Origin of the sequence: Methylobacterium sp. SD274 (genome assembly GCF_017355285.1) — a bacterium.
GTDB lineage: Bacteria > Pseudomonadota > Alphaproteobacteria > Rhizobiales > Beijerinckiaceae > Methylobacterium.
In genome coordinates this window covers 19,787-34,856 of the sequence record NZ_JADIJP010000010.1, presented here as the reverse complement: position 1 = coordinate 34,856, position 15,070 = coordinate 19,787, and the positions used below count along the sequence as shown (strand labels likewise).

Below are 15,070 nucleotides of genomic sequence, written 5' to 3'. Positions count from 1 at the left end.
GCCGGTCGGGACGGGAACGCATGCCCGTTCCGATGCTCTGACGGCTTGCCGTCGGGCTCGACCACTGGCAGGCGTACTCCATGCTGGAAACCGCGCCTGCCCGCCGACCCTTCTCCGCCCTGCGCAACGCCCTCCGGAGCGAGGCCAGCGGCGGATTGATCCTGATGGCGAGCGCCGTGCTCGCCCTGATCGTCGCCAATTCCCCACTCGCGTCGAGCTACTTCGCCCTGCTCGGCGCCTATGTCGGCGGCCTCTCCGTGCTGCATTGGGTCAATGACGGCCTGATGGCCGTGTTCTTCCTGCTCGTCGGGCTGGAGATCAAGCGCGAGGTGCTGGACGGGCGGCTTCGCACCTGGCCGGACCGGGTCTTGCCCGGAATCGCGGCTCTGGGCGGGATGGTCGCGCCGGCGCTGATCTACGTCCTCGTCAACCGCTCCTCGCCCGAGACCCTGCGGGGTTGGGCGATCCCCACCGCCACCGACATCGCCTTCGCGCTCGGCGTCCTCGCCCTGCTCGGATCGCGTGTCCCGGTCTCGCTGAAGGTGTTCCTCACGGCGCTGGCCATCATCGACGATCTCGGCGCGGTGCTGATCATCGCCGCCTTCTACACCGCCAACCTGTCGCTACCGAGCTTGGCCGGTGCGGGCGTCGTCGTCGCGATCCTGTTCGGTCTGAACCGCGCGGGCGTGAGCCGCCTCTCGCCCTACCTCGTCCTCGGCGCGGTCCTGTGGTTCCTCGTGCTGAAATCGGGCATCCACGCCACCATCGCGGGCGTGCTCCTCGCTCTGACCATTCCGCTGCGCCTGAGCCCCGCCAGGCCCGATGACCCGGCTTCGCCGCTCCACAAGCTGGAACATGCGATCCATCCCTGGTCGGCCTATCTCGTCCTTCCCGTCTTCGGCTTCGCCAATGCGGGCGTCTCGTTCAGCGGCATGTCGCCGGCGATGCTGTCCGATCCGGTGACCCTCGGCGTGGCCCTCGGTCTCCTCGTCGGCAAGCAGATCGGCGTGTTCGGCGCGGTCTTCGCCGCCGTGAAACTCGGCCTCGCCCAGCGCCCGGCCCATGCCGGCTGGTGGCAGATCTACGGCCTGTCGCTGCTCTGCGGCGTCGGCTTCACCATGAGCCTGTTCATCGGCCTTCTCGCCTTCGCGGACAATCCCGGTCTGGAGACCGAAACCAAGATCGGCGTGCTCCTCGGCTCCGTGACGTGCATGATCGCCGGCGCCGTCGTCCTTCTCCTCGCACCCGCGCCCGACCGCCGGAGCGACGCCGCGGCGTGAGGACGCGGGCACGGTCTCATTCTGCATTGGCAACACAATCTTAAACGGAACCGCCTAGACTGGTCAGTCGGAGAGCAGGATGACTCGAAAGGCAGGCTTGGCTTTCAGCAAGGTGGCCGTGACGGTTTCGGTGGCGGCGGTGATCGGCGCGAGCCTGTTCGCCACTCACAGCAACAGCGACGACGCGGCAGCGTGGCGCGGCGCCTTTGCACGCCCGTCCGAACTGCCGGTGCCCGAGGGCGGTCCCGATACGCCGGCCCAGGTCGAGCTCGGCCGGACGCTGTTCTTCGATCCGGTCCTTTCGCAATCCCGCACCATCTCCTGCGCCACCTGCCACGAGCCGTCGCGCCATTGGGGCGACGGGCGGATGCGGGCGATCGGCGAGCCCGGGATCGAGCTGAAGCTGCGCACGCCGACCCTGCTCAATGTCGGTTGGCTCGCGCCGCTCGGCTGGGACGGCAAGTTTCCGGATCTCGAATCCGTCGCCTTCACGCCGATCACCGGCCCGAATCTGATGAACCTCTCGGAAGAGGAGCTGATCGCCCGCCTGCGCGCCGATCCGGATTACGTCTCGGCCTTCGCCGCGACCTTCGAGGATCGTCAGGTCACGCGCGGCGGGATCGAGCGGGCGCTGGCCGCGTTCCAGCGCACCATCGTGTCGGGAAGCGCGCCGTTCGACCGTTGGCGCGACGGCGATGCCTCGGCGGTGGAAGCCCCCGCAAAGTCGGGCTTCGCGTTGTTCAACGGCAAGGCCGGGTGCCACGAATGCCATTCCGGCTGGGCGTTCACCGACGGATCGTTCCACGATATCGGCGTCGGCCGGGACGACGATATCGGCCGGGGACGTCTGTTCCCGAAATCGAAGGGCCTGCAATACGCCTTCAAGACCCCGACCCTGCGCGACGTCGCACAGCGCGGCCCCTACATGCATGACGGTTCGGTGGCCACCCTGCGCGAGGTCATCGATCTCTACGATCGCGGCGGCATCGAACGCCCGAGCCGTTCCCCCAAGATCCGGCCGCTCAACCTCTTGGAATCCGAGAAGGCCGATCTCCTGGCTTTCCTGGCCACGCTGACCGCCACGGAACCCAAGCAGAAGGCCGCGTCGAACTAAGACTTCGACGCCAGCTTCGCAGTCGCGAGGGCCGCCGCGGAAATCGCGGCGGGCTCGGCCGACAGGTTATCGTCCCATTCCGCTCAGGTTCTAGCGGAACAGTGTCAACCCGACGCCGGCGAGCGACAGGCCTACGATCATCAGGGATCCGCCCCAGGTCTCGTAGGTCGCGGCCCGCGCCGCTACGCGCGTCGAAGCATAAGCGAAGCTGCCGCCTGCGATCAGGGTCGACAGGCTGAGTGTTGTAATCACGCGAGAGCCTTTCTGCTTGATACGGAGAGAGGGCTTAGGCGCCGCCCCTTGATGAAGACCAGCTTTTGCCGAAATATCCCGTCGACAATCTCGACGAGCGCCTACGCTGTTGCTCGGGGGTGACGTGGCCATTGATTCGTGCCTGGTCACGTGTGTTTGCGATACCGGCGCAGCCCACGGCTGGCCTCCCCACTTCACAACCGCTCGGGGATGCGGATCGTCTGTGCCACGGTAGGGTAGCCGGCCTGGGAGATCGTTAACGATGCTTAAAAATCATTAACGAAATCCTTCCACGATCGATAAAATCTAAGTAGAACGACTTCAAGGCCGCCGAATGTCGGCGCTCCAGATTTCGCTAAGGCTTCACCACATGAGTGCGCGTTGTCGGTTGCCCGGCCCAAGTGCAATGTCTGCTGCCCTTCTGGTCCTCGTCACGAGCGCCACTGGGGCCAGTGCCCATGTCAAATGGTTCTGTGCATTCGACGTCGCTGGCGCGCCCGTCGGGCTCGGCGAGGTACTGTGCGATAGTTTCGAGCAACTCGTGGTCGTCTCGCTCCTGGCCCTGTTCGTCGGCGCGTTGCTTGAGCGGACGATCCTCGGCGAGGCGATGATGCGGTCCCTCGACCGCGTCACGGCCTGGGCGCGGGAGAACACCGAACTGATGTTCCGGGCGGTCTGCGGCGGCTTCTTCGTGTCGCTCTGGTCGCTCGGCGGTATCATCCTCACGCCCGAGCTCACTACCACCAGCACCGCCCTGCCCTGGTTCCAGCTCGCTATCGCGGCGGGGTTCCTGTGGCGGCAGACGATGCCGCTGTCGGCGCTCGGCATCGTCGTCCTGTTCGGGATCGCGGTGGCGAATTACGGCGTCTTCCACCTCGCGGATTATCCCGTCTTCCTCGGCGTCGCCGCCTATCTCGCTTTGACCGGGCTCCGGCGCGAGCTGTTCGGGATCCGGCCCCTCGACATCGTCCGCTACTCGGCGGCGGTGACGCTGATGTGGGCCTCGGTGGAGAAATGGGCCTATCCGCAATGGTCTTACCCGCTCTTCATCGACCGCCCGGAACTGACGATGGGGTTCGACGGCGCCTTCTTCATGAAGGCCGCCGGCGCGGTGGAATTCGCCCTCGCCTTCGGGCTGCTCTGCACGCCCCTGGTGCGCCGCGTGGCGGCGATCGTGCTGGCGGCGGCCTTCGTCTCGGCGATCTTCGAATTCGGCAAGGTCGACGCGATCGGCCATTCCCCGATCATCGTGGCGATGGTGGCCATCGCCGCCGACGACGCCAGGGTTCCGCTGCGGGTCCGCCAGCTCGCGACGATGCCCTTCGGATACGGGGCCGCCCTCGCGAGTTTCATCGGGCTCTATTACGGCGCCCATGCTGCGCTGTCGGCGGCCGGGGCTTTGTAAGCCCGGGCCGGCATCCGGGACGCGTCGCGGTCAGTTGCCGTCGACGCGGACCGCCAGTTTCATCTTGGGGTGGATGCCGCACAGGACGGCGAAGGTCCCGCTCACGGGGAAGACGATCTCGGCCTTCCCACCGGGCTCCTGATCGCCGGAATCGTAGCGGAAGGTCGGGGAGTCGATATAGGCGTGATGCAGGAGGTCGCCGTCGTCGTTGACGATCTGAACGGTCTCGCCTTTCTTGATGACCAGCGCACTCGGCTGGAACGCCCGCCCCTTCTGCGAGATGCGGTAGACCTGTCCGGCCGCCGAGGCATGGAGGGCAAAGGCGGCGACGCCGGTCGCGACCAAGGCGAAGGCAGCGCTGAATGAAGTGATGCGTCTCATGCAACCTGTAGGTATGATTTTTTGCCCTTTCGCATTTTCACTAGGGCAAGTAAATATGCTGTTAATTGGCAAAGCTGTATGAAGGTTTCAAGCCCAGCTTAACTATTACAGGCGAACAATTTACGATGGGCCGGATGAGACACACTTAATGAATTCTATTCACGGTGGGAAATCCGCCAAGTCTGGCGAGAGGAGCTGGCCGAGGCCGGTCGCCACGGCTGTCTCTTTTGCCGGCACTATCCGCGGTCGAATTCTGATCGCGTTTCTCATCATGACCGCCATTACGGGCATTCTCGGCCTCTCGGCGGCCTCGGGGATCCGCCGGGCCGACGAACTCGTGAGCCGGACCTTCGACCAGTCCCTCATGTCGATCAATTACGCGCGGGCCGCCGCCGCCGATTTCGCCAATATGCGCTCCCTGGAATCCCGTCGTCGGATGAGCGCCGACGCCGCCGTGAAGACGCAGCTCGAAGGCCGGCTCGAGACCCTCCGCCGCGTGTTCGCCGAGGATCTCGCCGTGGCGGTCGAGCGGGCCCAGTCGAGCCGCGCGACCCAGGCGGCGCAAGCCGTGGAGCGCTCGGTGAAGGATTGGGACGCCGCCCGCTCCGTCCTCGCCGGCCGCGAGACCAGGGAGGCCGATTGGGACGTCGTCGACCGGCATGCGGCCGCCGCCGAAGAGCATCTCGACCTCTTCATCAACCACACCGCCGGCGACGGTTTCATCTACCGGCAGCAGGCCCGGGCCATCGTCGCCCGCGAGACGCAGATCAACCTGTTCGGCACGCTGCTCGCCCTCTCCATGTCGGCCTTCGTCGCCTTCCTGCTGGCGCGGCGCATCATGCGGCCGGTGGCGGATGCGTCCATGGTCGCGTCGCGGATCGCGGCCGGCGACCTCAGCGTGACGATCCCGTCCGGCAGCGCGGACGAACTCGGCGCCCTCCTCGCCTCCATGGGCGTCATGCGCGACAACATCCGCCGGGCGATGGAGCAGGAGGTCGCGCAGCGTATTTCTGCGGAGGCGCATCTCGCCGACGCCCTCGAGACCTCCCTCGAAGGCATCGTGGTGGTCGATCAATCCGGGCGGATCGCGCTCATCAACGGGCAGGCGGAGGATTTCCTCGGATTCGGTCACGAGCCGCTGCCGCGGGACACGTCGCTCGCCGAGGTCGCCCGCGACGGCAACGCGCTCGCCCGCACGCTCCTCTCCGACGACGACGATTGGGCGGCGCCGCGCGAGACGCAGCTTCTCGACGGGCGCTGGCTCCGGATCAGCCGCAGCCGTACCCGCACCGGCGGCTTCATCGCGGTCTGCAGCGACATCACCCTGCTGAAGGTCCAGGAGGCGCATCTCCAATCGACCAACCTGCGCCTCGACACCGCCCTCGACAACATGTCCCAGGGCCTGTGCCTGTTCGACGCCGAGGGACACCTCACCGTCGTCAACCGGCGCTATTGCGAGCTGTTCGACCTCTCGCCGGACGATCTCCCGCTCGGCACGCCCTACGAGGACGTGGCCTCGCTCTACCTGGCCTCGGCCGAGGAGGGCACGGTCTTCGAGATCGAGGGACGGCAGATCTCGGCCGCCGGTTCGGGCTTCCGCCAGATGGGCAACGGACGCGTCCTCGCTGTCACGCACAAGCCCGTGGCCGGGGGCGGCATGGTCTCCACTTACGAGGACGTGACCGAGCGGCGCCAGGCCGATGCCCGCATCGCCTACATGGCCCGCCACGACGTCCTCACCGGCCTGCCCAACCGCGCCATGTTCGGCGAGCGGATCGAGGAGGCCCTCGCCCATCTCGGGCGCGGCGGCATGTTCGCCGTGCTCTGCCTCGACCTCGACCGGTTCAAGGAGGTCAACGACACCCTCGGGCACCCGGTCGGGGACGAACTCCTCAAGGCGGTGGGCAACCGGTTGAGCGCCTGCCTGCGCGAGGTCGATACCGTGGCCCGGCTCGGCGGCGACGAATTCGCCATCATCCTCGCGGGTGTGACCTACCCAGAGGAAGCCACCATCCTGGCGCGGCGGATCGTGGACGTGGTGAGCAACCCCTACGAACTCGACGGCCAGCAGGTCGCGGTCGGGGTCAGCATCGGCATCTGCCTCGCGCCCGGCGACGGCACCAGCTGCGACAAGCTCCTCAAGAACGCCGACGTCGCCCTCTACCGCGCCAAGGCCGATGGGCGCGGAACCTGGCGCTTCTTCGAGGTGGAGATGGACATCCGGCTCCAGGCCCGCCGCGCCCTCGAACTCGACCTGCGCGAGGCCGTGGCCCAGGGCGCGTTCGAGATGTTCTACCAGCCGATCTACGATTTTCGCGGCCGCCGCGTCGGCGGGTTCGAAGCGCTGATGCGCTGGCATCATTCGGAGCGGGGCCTCGTTCCCCCGGGGGATTTCATCACGGTCGCCGAGGAGATCGGCCTCATCGTGCAACTCGGGGCCTGGGCCCTGCGCACCGCCTGCACCGAGGCCATGCGCTGGCCCGACGGCATCCGGGTCGCGGTCAACGTCTCCGTGGCCCAGTTCCGGGACGGCATCATCATCCATTCCGTCAAGGAGGCGCTGAGCCTCAGCCGCCTCCCCGCAGCGCGGCTGGAGCTCGAGATCACGGAATCGGTCCTGCTCAAGGACAATGCGGCCACCCTCGCCACACTGCACGCCCTGCGACGCCTCGGCGTCCGGATCGCCATGGACGATTTCGGCACGGGCTACTCGTCGCTGAGCTACTTGCGTAGCTTCCCCTTCGACAAGATCAAGATCGACCAGTCCTTCGTCCGGGACATCACCGCGGCCGACGAATCCGCCTTCATCGTCCGCGCCGTCATCGGCCTCGGATTGAGCCTGCACATGCGCACCACCGGCGAGGGGATCGAGAACGAGATCCAGTTCGAGCGCCTGCGCCAGGAAGGCTGCGACGAGGGCCAGGGCTATTATATCGGCCGCCCCGAGGGTGCCGGCAGCATCCCCGAGGTGCTGGAACGCTGGTCGGGACGGCGCGGAGTCACCCAGCACGCCGTGGCCTGAAGGGTTATAGGCGGTTCCCGCAACCATGGGGCACACTTCGCCTCCGGAAGAGGCGGGGTCCCCCTCTCCCCGCGTGTGGGGAGAGGGAATGCGCGCCGGCCTTTGGGCCAGGCAGGCATAGGGCACGTCTCTATTTCGAAGAGGCAGTTCCCCTCTCCCCGCCGGGCGGGGAGAGGACGTCGTCCTCCCCTTGTTGGGAGGCGACGTGAGCCCGGCAGGGCGAGGGTGAGGGGGTCTCTCCGGGTATGGCTTCTCCGGACGCGCCCCCTCACCCTCGGCTGCCGCCTCGCCGCGCCGACGACGGGGTCGTCGCGGCCCTCTCCCCGCATGCGGGGAGAGGAGAATGCGCACCGATCCCTATTGTGGCGCTGGGGTCGGCGCCGGGTCTGCCGGTGCAGGGTCCGCCGCGCTCGCCGTCTCGGTGGATTTGGCCAGTTCGGGATAGGGCCCGATGACCTGAGCGCCGTTGAGGGGCTTGCTCTGGCCGTTGTGGCAGGTGGTGCAATTCACCTTCGGCACGTCGCCGAGTTCCCCGAGGCGGGCGGTGGGGAAGGTCGAGGTCAGCGGCTCGAGGTAATTGCCGTTGATGTCCCGCACCATGCGGATGCCGTGCCAGGCGGTGGTGCGCTGGGGCGTGCTCTGCGACCAGTTCGAGATCGCCCTTGTGTTGTGGCAGAAGGTGCAGTTGACCCCGAGACCCTCCGACATGTGGATCATCAGGCCGTAGGTCTTCTCGGCGTCCTGGATCGGCTTGCCCTTTGTGGTGGGAAGCGCCGTGGTGGCGTTCACCCGGATGGCGTTGTTGTCGATGGTCTTGTCGGCGAGGTACTCGGTCAGCGTGTCGTAGGGCAGCGAGGCGAGGCCCACCGAGGCCTTGGCCAGGTTCTGCCCGTTGTTGCGGGCGATGAAGCCGCCGGGGCGGTTCGGGCCGGGATCGGTGAACCAGACATGGGCCGGCACCGGCTGGCCGCGGTGGCAGGTGAAGCAGGTGACGCCCGTGCCCCCCACATGGTTGTCCTTCCAGCTCTCATTGATGTGCTGGGTCATCTGCAGCATCCGGCGGGCGACCTTCTTCTGGTAGAGGCTGTCGTCGGCCATGTTCTCGGTGTTGTGGCAGTAGGTGCAGCCCTGTTCGGGACTGACCCATTCGGTCATCGAGACCATCAGGCGGTTGAACTCGTTCACGCTGACGTTCTTGAGGACCTGGACGTTCTCGTAGGTGGTGCCGGCGAGTTCCTCGCCGGGCTCGGCCGGGTCGGCCGGCGCCGGCGCGACATTGGCCGCCTTCGTCTCGGCCGCCCCGGCGCGGGTATGGATCTGGTCCATCGCCGTGCCGCGAAAGCCGCTTTGCTGAACCGCCAGGGGCGGCCGGTCCCAGTCGGTCAGGCCGAACATCGCGATGGTGAGGAAGAAGGCGATCGAGCCAGCGAGGACAGTGAAAAACGTCTTCATGGGACCGCCCCCGGCATGCTCAAGGGATCGACGACCGGCGCATAGACTTGCGGATAGGACGGGGCGACGCCGTGCTTGACCGCCCAGAGATACCAATTGTCGACCACCGTGCCGGTGAGCAGGATGCCGATGCCGCCGGTGAGGGTGGTCAGCACCGCGAACCACCAGGCCCAGCGGTGGACCGATTCCATCGTGGCGTTGAAGCCCATGGTCCAGCGCCAGAACAGGGCGGCGCGCTCGGTGGCGGTGCCGCGATCGACGATCTGGTCGATCTCGCGCTCGCCGCCGAAGCGGCTCACCGCCAGGATGGTGGCGCCATGCATCGCGAAGAGCAGCGTCGACCCGTAGAGGAAGACGATCGAGAGCATGTGGAACGGGTTGTAGAAGAGGTTGCCGTAGCGGAGCGAGAAGGCGGCGGTCCAGTCGAGATGCGGGAAGATGCCGAAAGGCACCGCCTCGCTCCACGACCCCATCAGGATCGGCCGGATGAAGCCGAGGACGAGGAACAGCCAGATCGCGGAGGCGAAGGCCCAGGGCACGTGGGTACCGAGGCCGAGCGCCCGGGCGCGGCGATAGAGCCGCACCCACCACAGCAGGATCGAGGCGGTGAGGAAGAAGCCGGCGATCAGCCACCATCCGCCCTCCTGCAGCGGCGGCAGGATCTTGAGCCCGTATTGCGGTCGCGGCGGCTCCAGGGCGAGCCAGGGCAATTGGCGCACGAACTGGACCGGGTCCCAGTTCACCGAGGCCCACATGTTGAGGCCGACGATCTCGAAGGCGATGAGGAAGCACACGCCCGAGAGGGCGCCGAGATAGCCGATATAGATCGGGCCGACCTGGGCGTTGCCGAACAGGCCGAACAGGTAGCTGTGGAACGGCGTGCCCCAGCGTCGGTCGACATCGACGGGAACGCCGAGTTCCGGAATGGTGGAGCGGACTTGGACCTCGGTGAAGATGTTTTGATAGTAGGCCATGGTCGTCGTGCCCCGCTCAGCAGGTTTCGCAGGATTGGTCACCGGTTTCGCGTCGTGAACTCTGCGGCGCTCGTCAGCGCCAGACCGGGAGATTGAGCCACCAGCCCCACCATTCCGGCCAGCCACGGGTCCAGAACGGGCCGCTGATGATGATGCAGACGGCGCTCCAGAAGCCCGCCGAGAGGGCGAGGAACAGGCCGAGCCGGTGGATGCCGAGCGTGCCGATCGAGTAGCCGATCGTGTCGCGGAAGAAGGTGTCCTCGTGCTCGGGCGTCTTCACCACCTGGCCCTTGCCCGGATTGGTGGCCGAGAGGATCAGGGCGCCGTGCAGGGACAGGGCGAACGTCGTCGTGAAGAAGAACGACACCGCCAGCATGTGCGCCGGATTGTAGTGGAAGTGCAGGTACTGGTAGCCGGTGTTCGAAACCCAATCGAGATGGGAGAGGATGCCGTAGGGGAAGCCGTGGCCCCAGGCGCCCATCAGGAACGGCCGGATCACCACCAGCGAGACATAGGCGAAGATCGCCACCGAGAAGGCGAAGGGCACGTGGTAGCCGATGCCGAGCTTGCGGCAGATCTCGACCTCGCGCAGGGCCCAGGAGACGAACGACCCGATGGCGCAGAAGGTGATGATCTGCCAGAGGCCGCCCTCCTTGAGGGGGGCGAGCGCCAGCCCGTATTTCAGGTCGGGCGGCGCGATGTTGATCTGCCAGATGTTCCAGGTCGGCCCGAGCGCCGCGCCGTAGATGATCAGCGCGGTGCCGAGCACCGAGAAGAACAAGGTCGTGACGCCGAAGAACCCGACATAGAACGGCCCGACCCAGAAATCGAACAGGTCTCCACCGAGCAACGTGCCGCCGCGGACGCGATATTTTCGTTCGAAACTCAGCATCGCCATCGCGAATACCTCCCGGCTTCACAGGTCACGATTCTTGATGGATGGGCGCATCCGCTCTTATCGGCAGAGCGCGTCCCTCTCCCCCTTGCGGGGAGAGGTCAGGAGTGGGGGGGCGCCGCTTGCCTCCGCAGTAGGAGGGTCGCCCGACCACCCCCACCTCCAACTCCTCCCCGCACCCATCTCGGGCTTGCCCGATATGGGCACCTGACATGCGGGTCTCGGGCGAGCCCGAGACCCGGAGGGGGAGGAGGGTGATCCCGGCCCGCCCCGTCAGGCGGGCATCGTCGGCAGGACCAGCGTCTGCGCATTGGCGGCGCGCGGGGCCTTGGGGCCTTCCAGCCAGTTGAACCGGTCGGTGCTGAGCAGGATGAAGTGGATCAGCAACGCCAGGATGAACAGGAAGGTGAAGAGCGCCACCAGCGTGCGGCGCGGATCGAAGAGAAGCCAGACCTTGTGCATGGGTGCGTTCCTCCTCAGGAGATCATCGAGACGAGGCCGTGCGCGGCGCTCGTGACGGTGTCGAGGGCGGCGTAGCCCTTGGGGCCGGGCAGCCACGGGCGCCACATCCAGACGAGGATATGCGCGACCACGGCGATGGCCGTGAAGATGATGAAGCTCGTCAGGAAGATCGCGTGGAACTCCTTGGCTTCGGGTTCGGTCAGCCCGGACAGGCTGCTCGCCTTCTCGATTCCACTGGACATGATGTGAGCCTCCGCTTTCGTCTGGCCGGGCGTGCTCCACGCGCGGCGGGTGAGGTCGCGGGGGCCGGCAGCGGCGCTCGCGACGGTCGTTCCCCCCTCGTCGGACGGGAGGTCGTTCGGGTTCCGGATCGGGCGGGCATCGGCCCGGGGCGATCCGGCCCCGGAAAGCGTCAGCCCATGAAGACGAAGGGGATCGCCGACTCGGCCATGGCCTTGGCCTCGCCGAAGACCGAGCGCCGGGCGATGAGCCCGTGGCCCACCGGAGCCCGGGCCGGGACGAGGCGCTGGAGCGCGGCCGCCGCGAGGAAGAACGGGTAGGTCGCCACCAGGAGGAGACGGAACTGCAGCTCGTGCCGCTGCAGGCGCGTCATCGGACGCGACGGGGCGGGACGCGACAGAGCCTGGCGGGACGGCATGGTCATCGACTGCATGGCGGAAATCTCCTGTCCGCGATCCGCGGCGGTCGGCCTCGCGAGGAAGCCGGTTCTCGACGGAAACGGCGCCGCGCCGCTCCAGCCGGAAAGAGGGTGTGGGGCGGGGGCGCTCATGCCGCCGCTCCGAGGGTGAGGTCCGCATGCGCGCGCTCGACCTCGGCCGGGCCGACGCGGTCCTGCCCGGCATTCCGGGTCGCCCGTTCGGCGGCGTCGCGCAGGCGCTTGGCCACTGAGATCCGCACCAGCACCGGATGGGCCTCGACGAGGTCGTCGAGGAGGGTGCGGGCGGCCTCGTCCCAGGGCAGTTCGCGATGGATCCGCGCCGGCGTCGCCTCGACCCGGTCCATGTCGCGGGCGAGCGGCAGGATGTGGAAGAGCATGTCGAACAGGGCGTTGCAGACCTCCTGGATGAGGTAGGTCGCACCCGAAAAGCCCATGAACGGCGTGCCGGTATGGCGGCGGATGATGGCGCCAGGGAAGGAGGCCGGCACGAACACCGCTCGCGATCCGCATTCGGCCGCGTACATGCGCTCGTTGAACGAGCCGAACAGGACGAGGGGCGGGTCGGCCTTGATCGCGTCCCGCACCGCCGCATTGTCGGTCTTGGCGCCGGGCCGGCGCGAGATCGCGAAGGTGCAGGGAAGCCCCATCTCGTCTTCGAGGAAGCGGCGGACGCCCCGCGCATAGGTGTCGGAGGCGACGATGCCGAAGCTCGCGGTGCCGAAGAAGTCCTGGGTCACCGAGCGCCACAGGTCCCAGACCGGCTTGATCGTGGTGTGGCGCTCGCGCTCGATGAAGGGCTCCGGATCGAGGCCGAGGATCTCACCGAGCTTGCGCAGGAACCGGGTGGTGGCGTGAAGCCCGATCGGCGCCTGCAGGTAGGGCCGCTCGAGGGCTTCGCAGAGCAGGCGGCCGAACTCGCGGTAGAGGCAGATATTGGCATCCGCGTTCACGAGTTTCGGCACGTCGGCGAGATGCGAGCCGAGCGGAAAGGCGAGGTTCACCTCGGCCCCGATCCCCTCCACGAGGCGGCGGATCTCGGCGAGATCCGAGGGCATGTTGAAGGTGCCGTAGGCCGGGCCGATGATGTTGACGCGGGGGCGCTCGCCTTCCTTGCGGGGAGGCCGGGCCGGGATGCCCTTCTTGGCGAATTTCCGCGCCCCGTATTCCTGCCAGAGCCAGGACATCGCCCGGTCGGCGGTCTGCCACTGGTCCTCGTCGATGGTGCGGGGCAGGAAGCGCTGGAGGTTGGTGCCCTCCGGCGTCACGCCGCCGCCGATCATCTCGGCGATGGAGCCGGTGACGACCACGCTCGGCATGCCCGGATCGAGGGTGGCATGGGCCCGCTTCATCGCGGCCTCGGTGCCGTGGCGGCCGAGCTCTTCCTCGGCGAGGCCCGTGACCACGATGGGCAATTCGTGCGGCGGCAGCGCGTCGGTGTAGTGGAGCACCGAGGTGACCGGCAGGTTCTCGCAGCCGACGGGACCGTCGATGACGACCTGCAACCCCTTGATGGCGGTGAAGACGTAGACGGCGCCCCAATAGCCGCCGGCCCGGTCGTGATCGAGGACGAGCATCAGGCCATCTCCCCGATCGGGTTATGGGAGGGTTTTCCGCGCGTCGCCGAGGCGACGTTCTGGCGGACTTTCGGCACGTCTTCCCAGATCCCGGCGGCATGGCCCTCGCCGACCCCGTCGAAGAAGTCCCGCATGGCGTCGAACCGGTGCCGGTTGCCGAGCGCCGTGTTGATGACCTTGGCGAGCGACCCGGCGCCGGCGACGCCCATGAGCGGGCGGGCCGAGATCAGGTTGGTGAAGTAGAGGGCGGGGATCGCCCGCTCCTTGGCGGCCTGCACCACCGGCGTGGTGCCGATGGCGAGGTCCGGCCGGAACTCGCGCATGGCGGAGAGGTCGTCCTCCAGCGAGGCGCGGAAGCGCACCATGACGCCGCGTGATTCCAGCCAGTCGCGGTCGGCCTCCGAATAGGGCGTGCGCGGGCAGGCGGTGCCGACGTAGCGCAGGTCCGCGCCGCTCTCGACGAGGAGCCGGCCGACCAGCAGTTCAGATCCCTCGTAGCCCGAGAGCGTGATCCGGCCCTTGATCGGCGCGGCGGCCAGCGCCCCCTGGATCATCGGGAGGAGCCGGTTCTTGGCGGCCTCCACAATGGCGCGCGGCACGGCGCAGGCCTCGCCGATCCGGTCGAGCCAATCGGCGGTGCCGTCATGGCCGACGGGGGCGGAGCCGACGATGGGGCGGCCGGCGAGTTCGAATTCGCGGATCGAGGCGGTGTAGAACGGGTGGATCGCCGCCACCGCCGCGCAGTCGAGCGCCGCGTAGAGCTCGCGCCATTCGCGGGTCGGCACCACGGGGCCGGCGCTGAGGCCGAGGGGCTCGAGCAGGCCGCCGATCACCACCGGGTCGGCCGGGAACATCTCGCCGAGCAGCGTCACGCTGGGGCGCTCGGAGCGGCCGAGGCGCGGGGCCTGGACCGGGCCCTGCTCGGCCTCGGCCCGGGCGAATTTCAGCATGGCCCCGGCCAGCACGTCCTTGGCTTCCGCATGGGTCGGCACGCCGAAGCCCGGCACGTCGATGCCGATGATACGGACCCCGTCGATCTCCTTCGGCAGAAGCCGGAGCGGTACGCCGGAGGCGGTGGGGACGCAGAGGTTGATGACGACGACCGCGTCGTAATCGGCGGGTCTCGCCGTCTCGAACACCGCCTCGCGGATATCCTCGAACAGCTTGCCGGTGACCAGGGTCTCGGAATTGAAGGGCACGTAGCCCACGCTGCGCTTGGCCCCGTAGAAATGCGAGGTGAAGGTGAGCCCGTAGACGCAGCAGGCCGAGCCCGACAGGATCGTCGCCGTGCGGCGCATGCGCAGGCCGACGCGCAAGCTGCCAAAGGCCGGGCACATGCTCTGGGGCTGGTCGTGCGGCCCCTGGGGGTAGTCTTGTCTGAGCTGCTCCAGCGTCTCCGACATCCCGGCGGCTTCGGCGGCCGCCCGCATCGCGTCCTTGCCGGAATGGCAGCCGAGCCCGTCGGTCTTGGTGGCGGCGAGGTTCACCGCCTCTGCGGGCAATGCGGCGGGGGCCAGTGTCGAGGCGGGGCGCTCTTGACGGCCGCGTAGATCGGAGATGTCGAGGGAGACGGCCATGCG

General features: G+C 67.7%; 14 protein-coding genes. 4 read left to right on the top strand and 10 right to left on the bottom strand.

The annotated features are described in order from the left end of the window. Positions 1-80 precede the first annotated feature (80 nt). Both nhaA and IPV08_RS10865 read left to right on the top strand, forming a co-directional pair. Complete coding sequence (nhaA, locus tag IPV08_RS10870; protein ID WP_207411888.1) at positions 81-1,280, top strand: Na+/H+ antiporter NhaA; 1,200 nt, start codon at positions 81-83, stop codon at positions 1,278-1,280. A 79-nt stretch (positions 1,281-1,359) separates the two neighbouring features. Continuing rightward, entirely contained in the window at positions 1,360-2,394 is a 1,035-nt protein-coding gene (locus IPV08_RS10865) for a cytochrome c peroxidase (RefSeq protein ID WP_207411887.1), read from the top strand. 90 nt (positions 2,395-2,484) lie between these two features. On the opposite strand, the gene IPV08_RS10860 is transcribed toward IPV08_RS10865, so the two are convergent. Next, entirely contained in the window at positions 2,485-2,646 is a 162-nt protein-coding gene (locus tag IPV08_RS10860; protein ID WP_200919063.1) for a hypothetical protein, read from the bottom strand. 406 nt (positions 2,647-3,052) lie between these two features. Between IPV08_RS10860 and IPV08_RS10855 the strand changes: the two genes are divergently transcribed. Continuing rightward, positions 3,053-4,051 carry a hypothetical protein gene (locus IPV08_RS10855; RefSeq protein ID WP_207411886.1) on the top strand — a complete coding sequence of 333 codons (999 nt, stop codon included), beginning with the start codon at positions 3,053-3,055 and terminating at the stop codon, positions 4,049-4,051. Between the two features lie 30 nt (positions 4,052-4,081). Here IPV08_RS10855 and IPV08_RS10850 read toward each other — a convergent pair whose 3' ends face one another. Next, positions 4,082-4,432 carry a hypothetical protein gene (locus tag IPV08_RS10850; protein ID WP_056425364.1) on the bottom strand — a complete coding sequence of 117 codons (351 nt, stop codon included), beginning with the start codon at positions 4,430-4,432 and terminating at the stop codon, positions 4,082-4,084. A gap of 271 nt (positions 4,433-4,703) precedes the next feature. On the opposite strand from IPV08_RS10850, the gene IPV08_RS10845 reads away from it, so the two are divergent. Beyond that, positions 4,704-7,454: an EAL domain-containing protein gene (locus IPV08_RS10845; RefSeq protein ID WP_246747898.1), complete on the top strand. Its 2,751-nt coding sequence runs from the start codon at positions 4,704-4,706 to the stop codon at positions 7,452-7,454. A 357-nt stretch (positions 7,455-7,811) separates the two neighbouring features. On the opposite strand, the gene pufC is transcribed toward IPV08_RS10845, so the two are convergent. The 8 genes from pufC to bchY form a co-directional block, all read right to left on the bottom strand. Further along, entirely contained in the window at positions 7,812-8,906 is a 1,095-nt protein-coding gene (gene pufC / locus IPV08_RS10840; protein ID WP_207411884.1) for a photosynthetic reaction center cytochrome PufC, read from the bottom strand. Continuing rightward, positions 8,903-9,880, bottom strand: coding sequence for a photosynthetic reaction center subunit M (pufM, locus tag IPV08_RS10835; RefSeq protein WP_056425355.1), 978 nt, complete (start codon positions 9,878-9,880; stop codon positions 8,903-8,905). Before pufM ends, pufC begins: the two co-directional genes overlap by 4 nt. Before the next feature lie 73 nt (positions 9,881-9,953). After that, positions 9,954-10,778: a photosynthetic reaction center subunit L gene (gene pufL / locus IPV08_RS10830; protein ID WP_056250853.1), complete on the bottom strand. Its 825-nt coding sequence runs from the start codon at positions 10,776-10,778 to the stop codon at positions 9,954-9,956. A gap of 270 nt (positions 10,779-11,048) precedes the next feature. After that, the gene (gene pufA, locus IPV08_RS10825) at positions 11,049-11,237 is read right to left on the bottom strand and encodes a light-harvesting antenna LH1, alpha subunit (RefSeq protein WP_018043293.1); all 189 of its coding nucleotides are present in this window, start codon (positions 11,235-11,237) and stop codon (positions 11,049-11,051) included. Between the two features lie 14 nt (positions 11,238-11,251). Further along, positions 11,252-11,479, bottom strand: a complete 228-nt coding sequence (gene pufB / locus IPV08_RS10820; protein ID WP_018043292.1) for a light-harvesting antenna LH1, beta subunit — start codon at positions 11,477-11,479, stop codon at positions 11,252-11,254. Between the two features lie 170 nt (positions 11,480-11,649). Continuing rightward, a complete protein-coding gene (locus IPV08_RS10815; protein WP_207411970.1) occupies positions 11,650-11,850 on the bottom strand; it encodes a hypothetical protein in 201 nt (66 codons plus the stop codon). A 173-nt stretch (positions 11,851-12,023) separates the two neighbouring features. Then, the gene (gene bchZ, locus IPV08_RS10810; protein WP_207411883.1) at positions 12,024-13,490 is read right to left on the bottom strand and encodes a chlorophyllide a reductase subunit Z; all 1,467 of its coding nucleotides are present in this window, start codon (positions 13,488-13,490) and stop codon (positions 12,024-12,026) included. Continuing rightward, the gene (bchY, locus tag IPV08_RS10805) at positions 13,490-15,067 is read right to left on the bottom strand and encodes a chlorophyllide a reductase subunit Y (protein WP_207411882.1); all 1,578 of its coding nucleotides are present in this window, start codon (positions 15,065-15,067) and stop codon (positions 13,490-13,492) included. Before bchY ends, bchZ begins: the two co-directional genes overlap by 1 nt. Positions 15,068-15,070: the final 3 nt, after the last annotated feature.

Bases quoted from the DNA above. Each gene is read 5' to 3' on its own strand.
- nhaA (WP_207411888.1), top strand. From the start codon at position 81: ATGCTGGAAACCGCGCCTGCCCGCCGACCCTTCTCCGCCCTGCGCAAC.
- IPV08_RS10865 (WP_207411887.1), top strand. From the start codon at position 1,360: ATGACTCGAAAGGCAGGCTTGGCTTTCAGCAAGGTGGCCGTGACGGTT.
- IPV08_RS10855 (WP_207411886.1), top strand. From the start codon at position 3,053: ATGTCTGCTGCCCTTCTGGTCCTCGTCACGAGCGCCACTGGGGCCAGT.
- IPV08_RS10850 (WP_056425364.1), bottom strand. From the start codon at position 4,432: ATGAGACGCATCACTTCATTCAGCGCTGCCTTCGCCTTGGTCGCGACC.
- IPV08_RS10845 (WP_246747898.1), top strand. From the start codon at position 4,704: ATGACCGCCATTACGGGCATTCTCGGCCTCTCGGCGGCCTCGGGGATC.
- pufC (WP_207411884.1), bottom strand. From the start codon at position 8,906: ATGAAGACGTTTTTCACTGTCCTCGCTGGCTCGATCGCCTTCTTCCTC.
- pufM (WP_056425355.1), bottom strand. From the start codon at position 9,880: ATGGCCTACTATCAAAACATCTTCACCGAGGTCCAAGTCCGCTCCACC.
- pufL (WP_056250853.1), bottom strand. From the start codon at position 10,778: ATGGCGATGCTGAGTTTCGAACGAAAATATCGCGTCCGCGGCGGCACG.
- pufA (WP_018043293.1), bottom strand. From the start codon at position 11,237: ATGCACAAGGTCTGGCTTCTCTTCGATCCGCGCCGCACGCTGGTGGCG.
- pufB (WP_018043292.1), bottom strand. From the start codon at position 11,479: ATGTCCAGTGGAATCGAGAAGGCGAGCAGCCTGTCCGGGCTGACCGAA.
- IPV08_RS10815 (WP_207411970.1), bottom strand. From the start codon at position 11,850: ATGACGCGCCTGCAGCGGCACGAGCTGCAGTTCCGTCTCCTCCTGGTG.
- bchZ (WP_207411883.1), bottom strand. From the start codon at position 13,490: ATGCTCGTCCTCGATCACGACCGGGCCGGCGGCTATTGGGGCGCCGTC.
- bchY (WP_207411882.1), bottom strand. From the start codon at position 15,067: ATGGCCGTCTCCCTCGACATCTCCGATCTACGCGGCCGTCAAGAGCGC.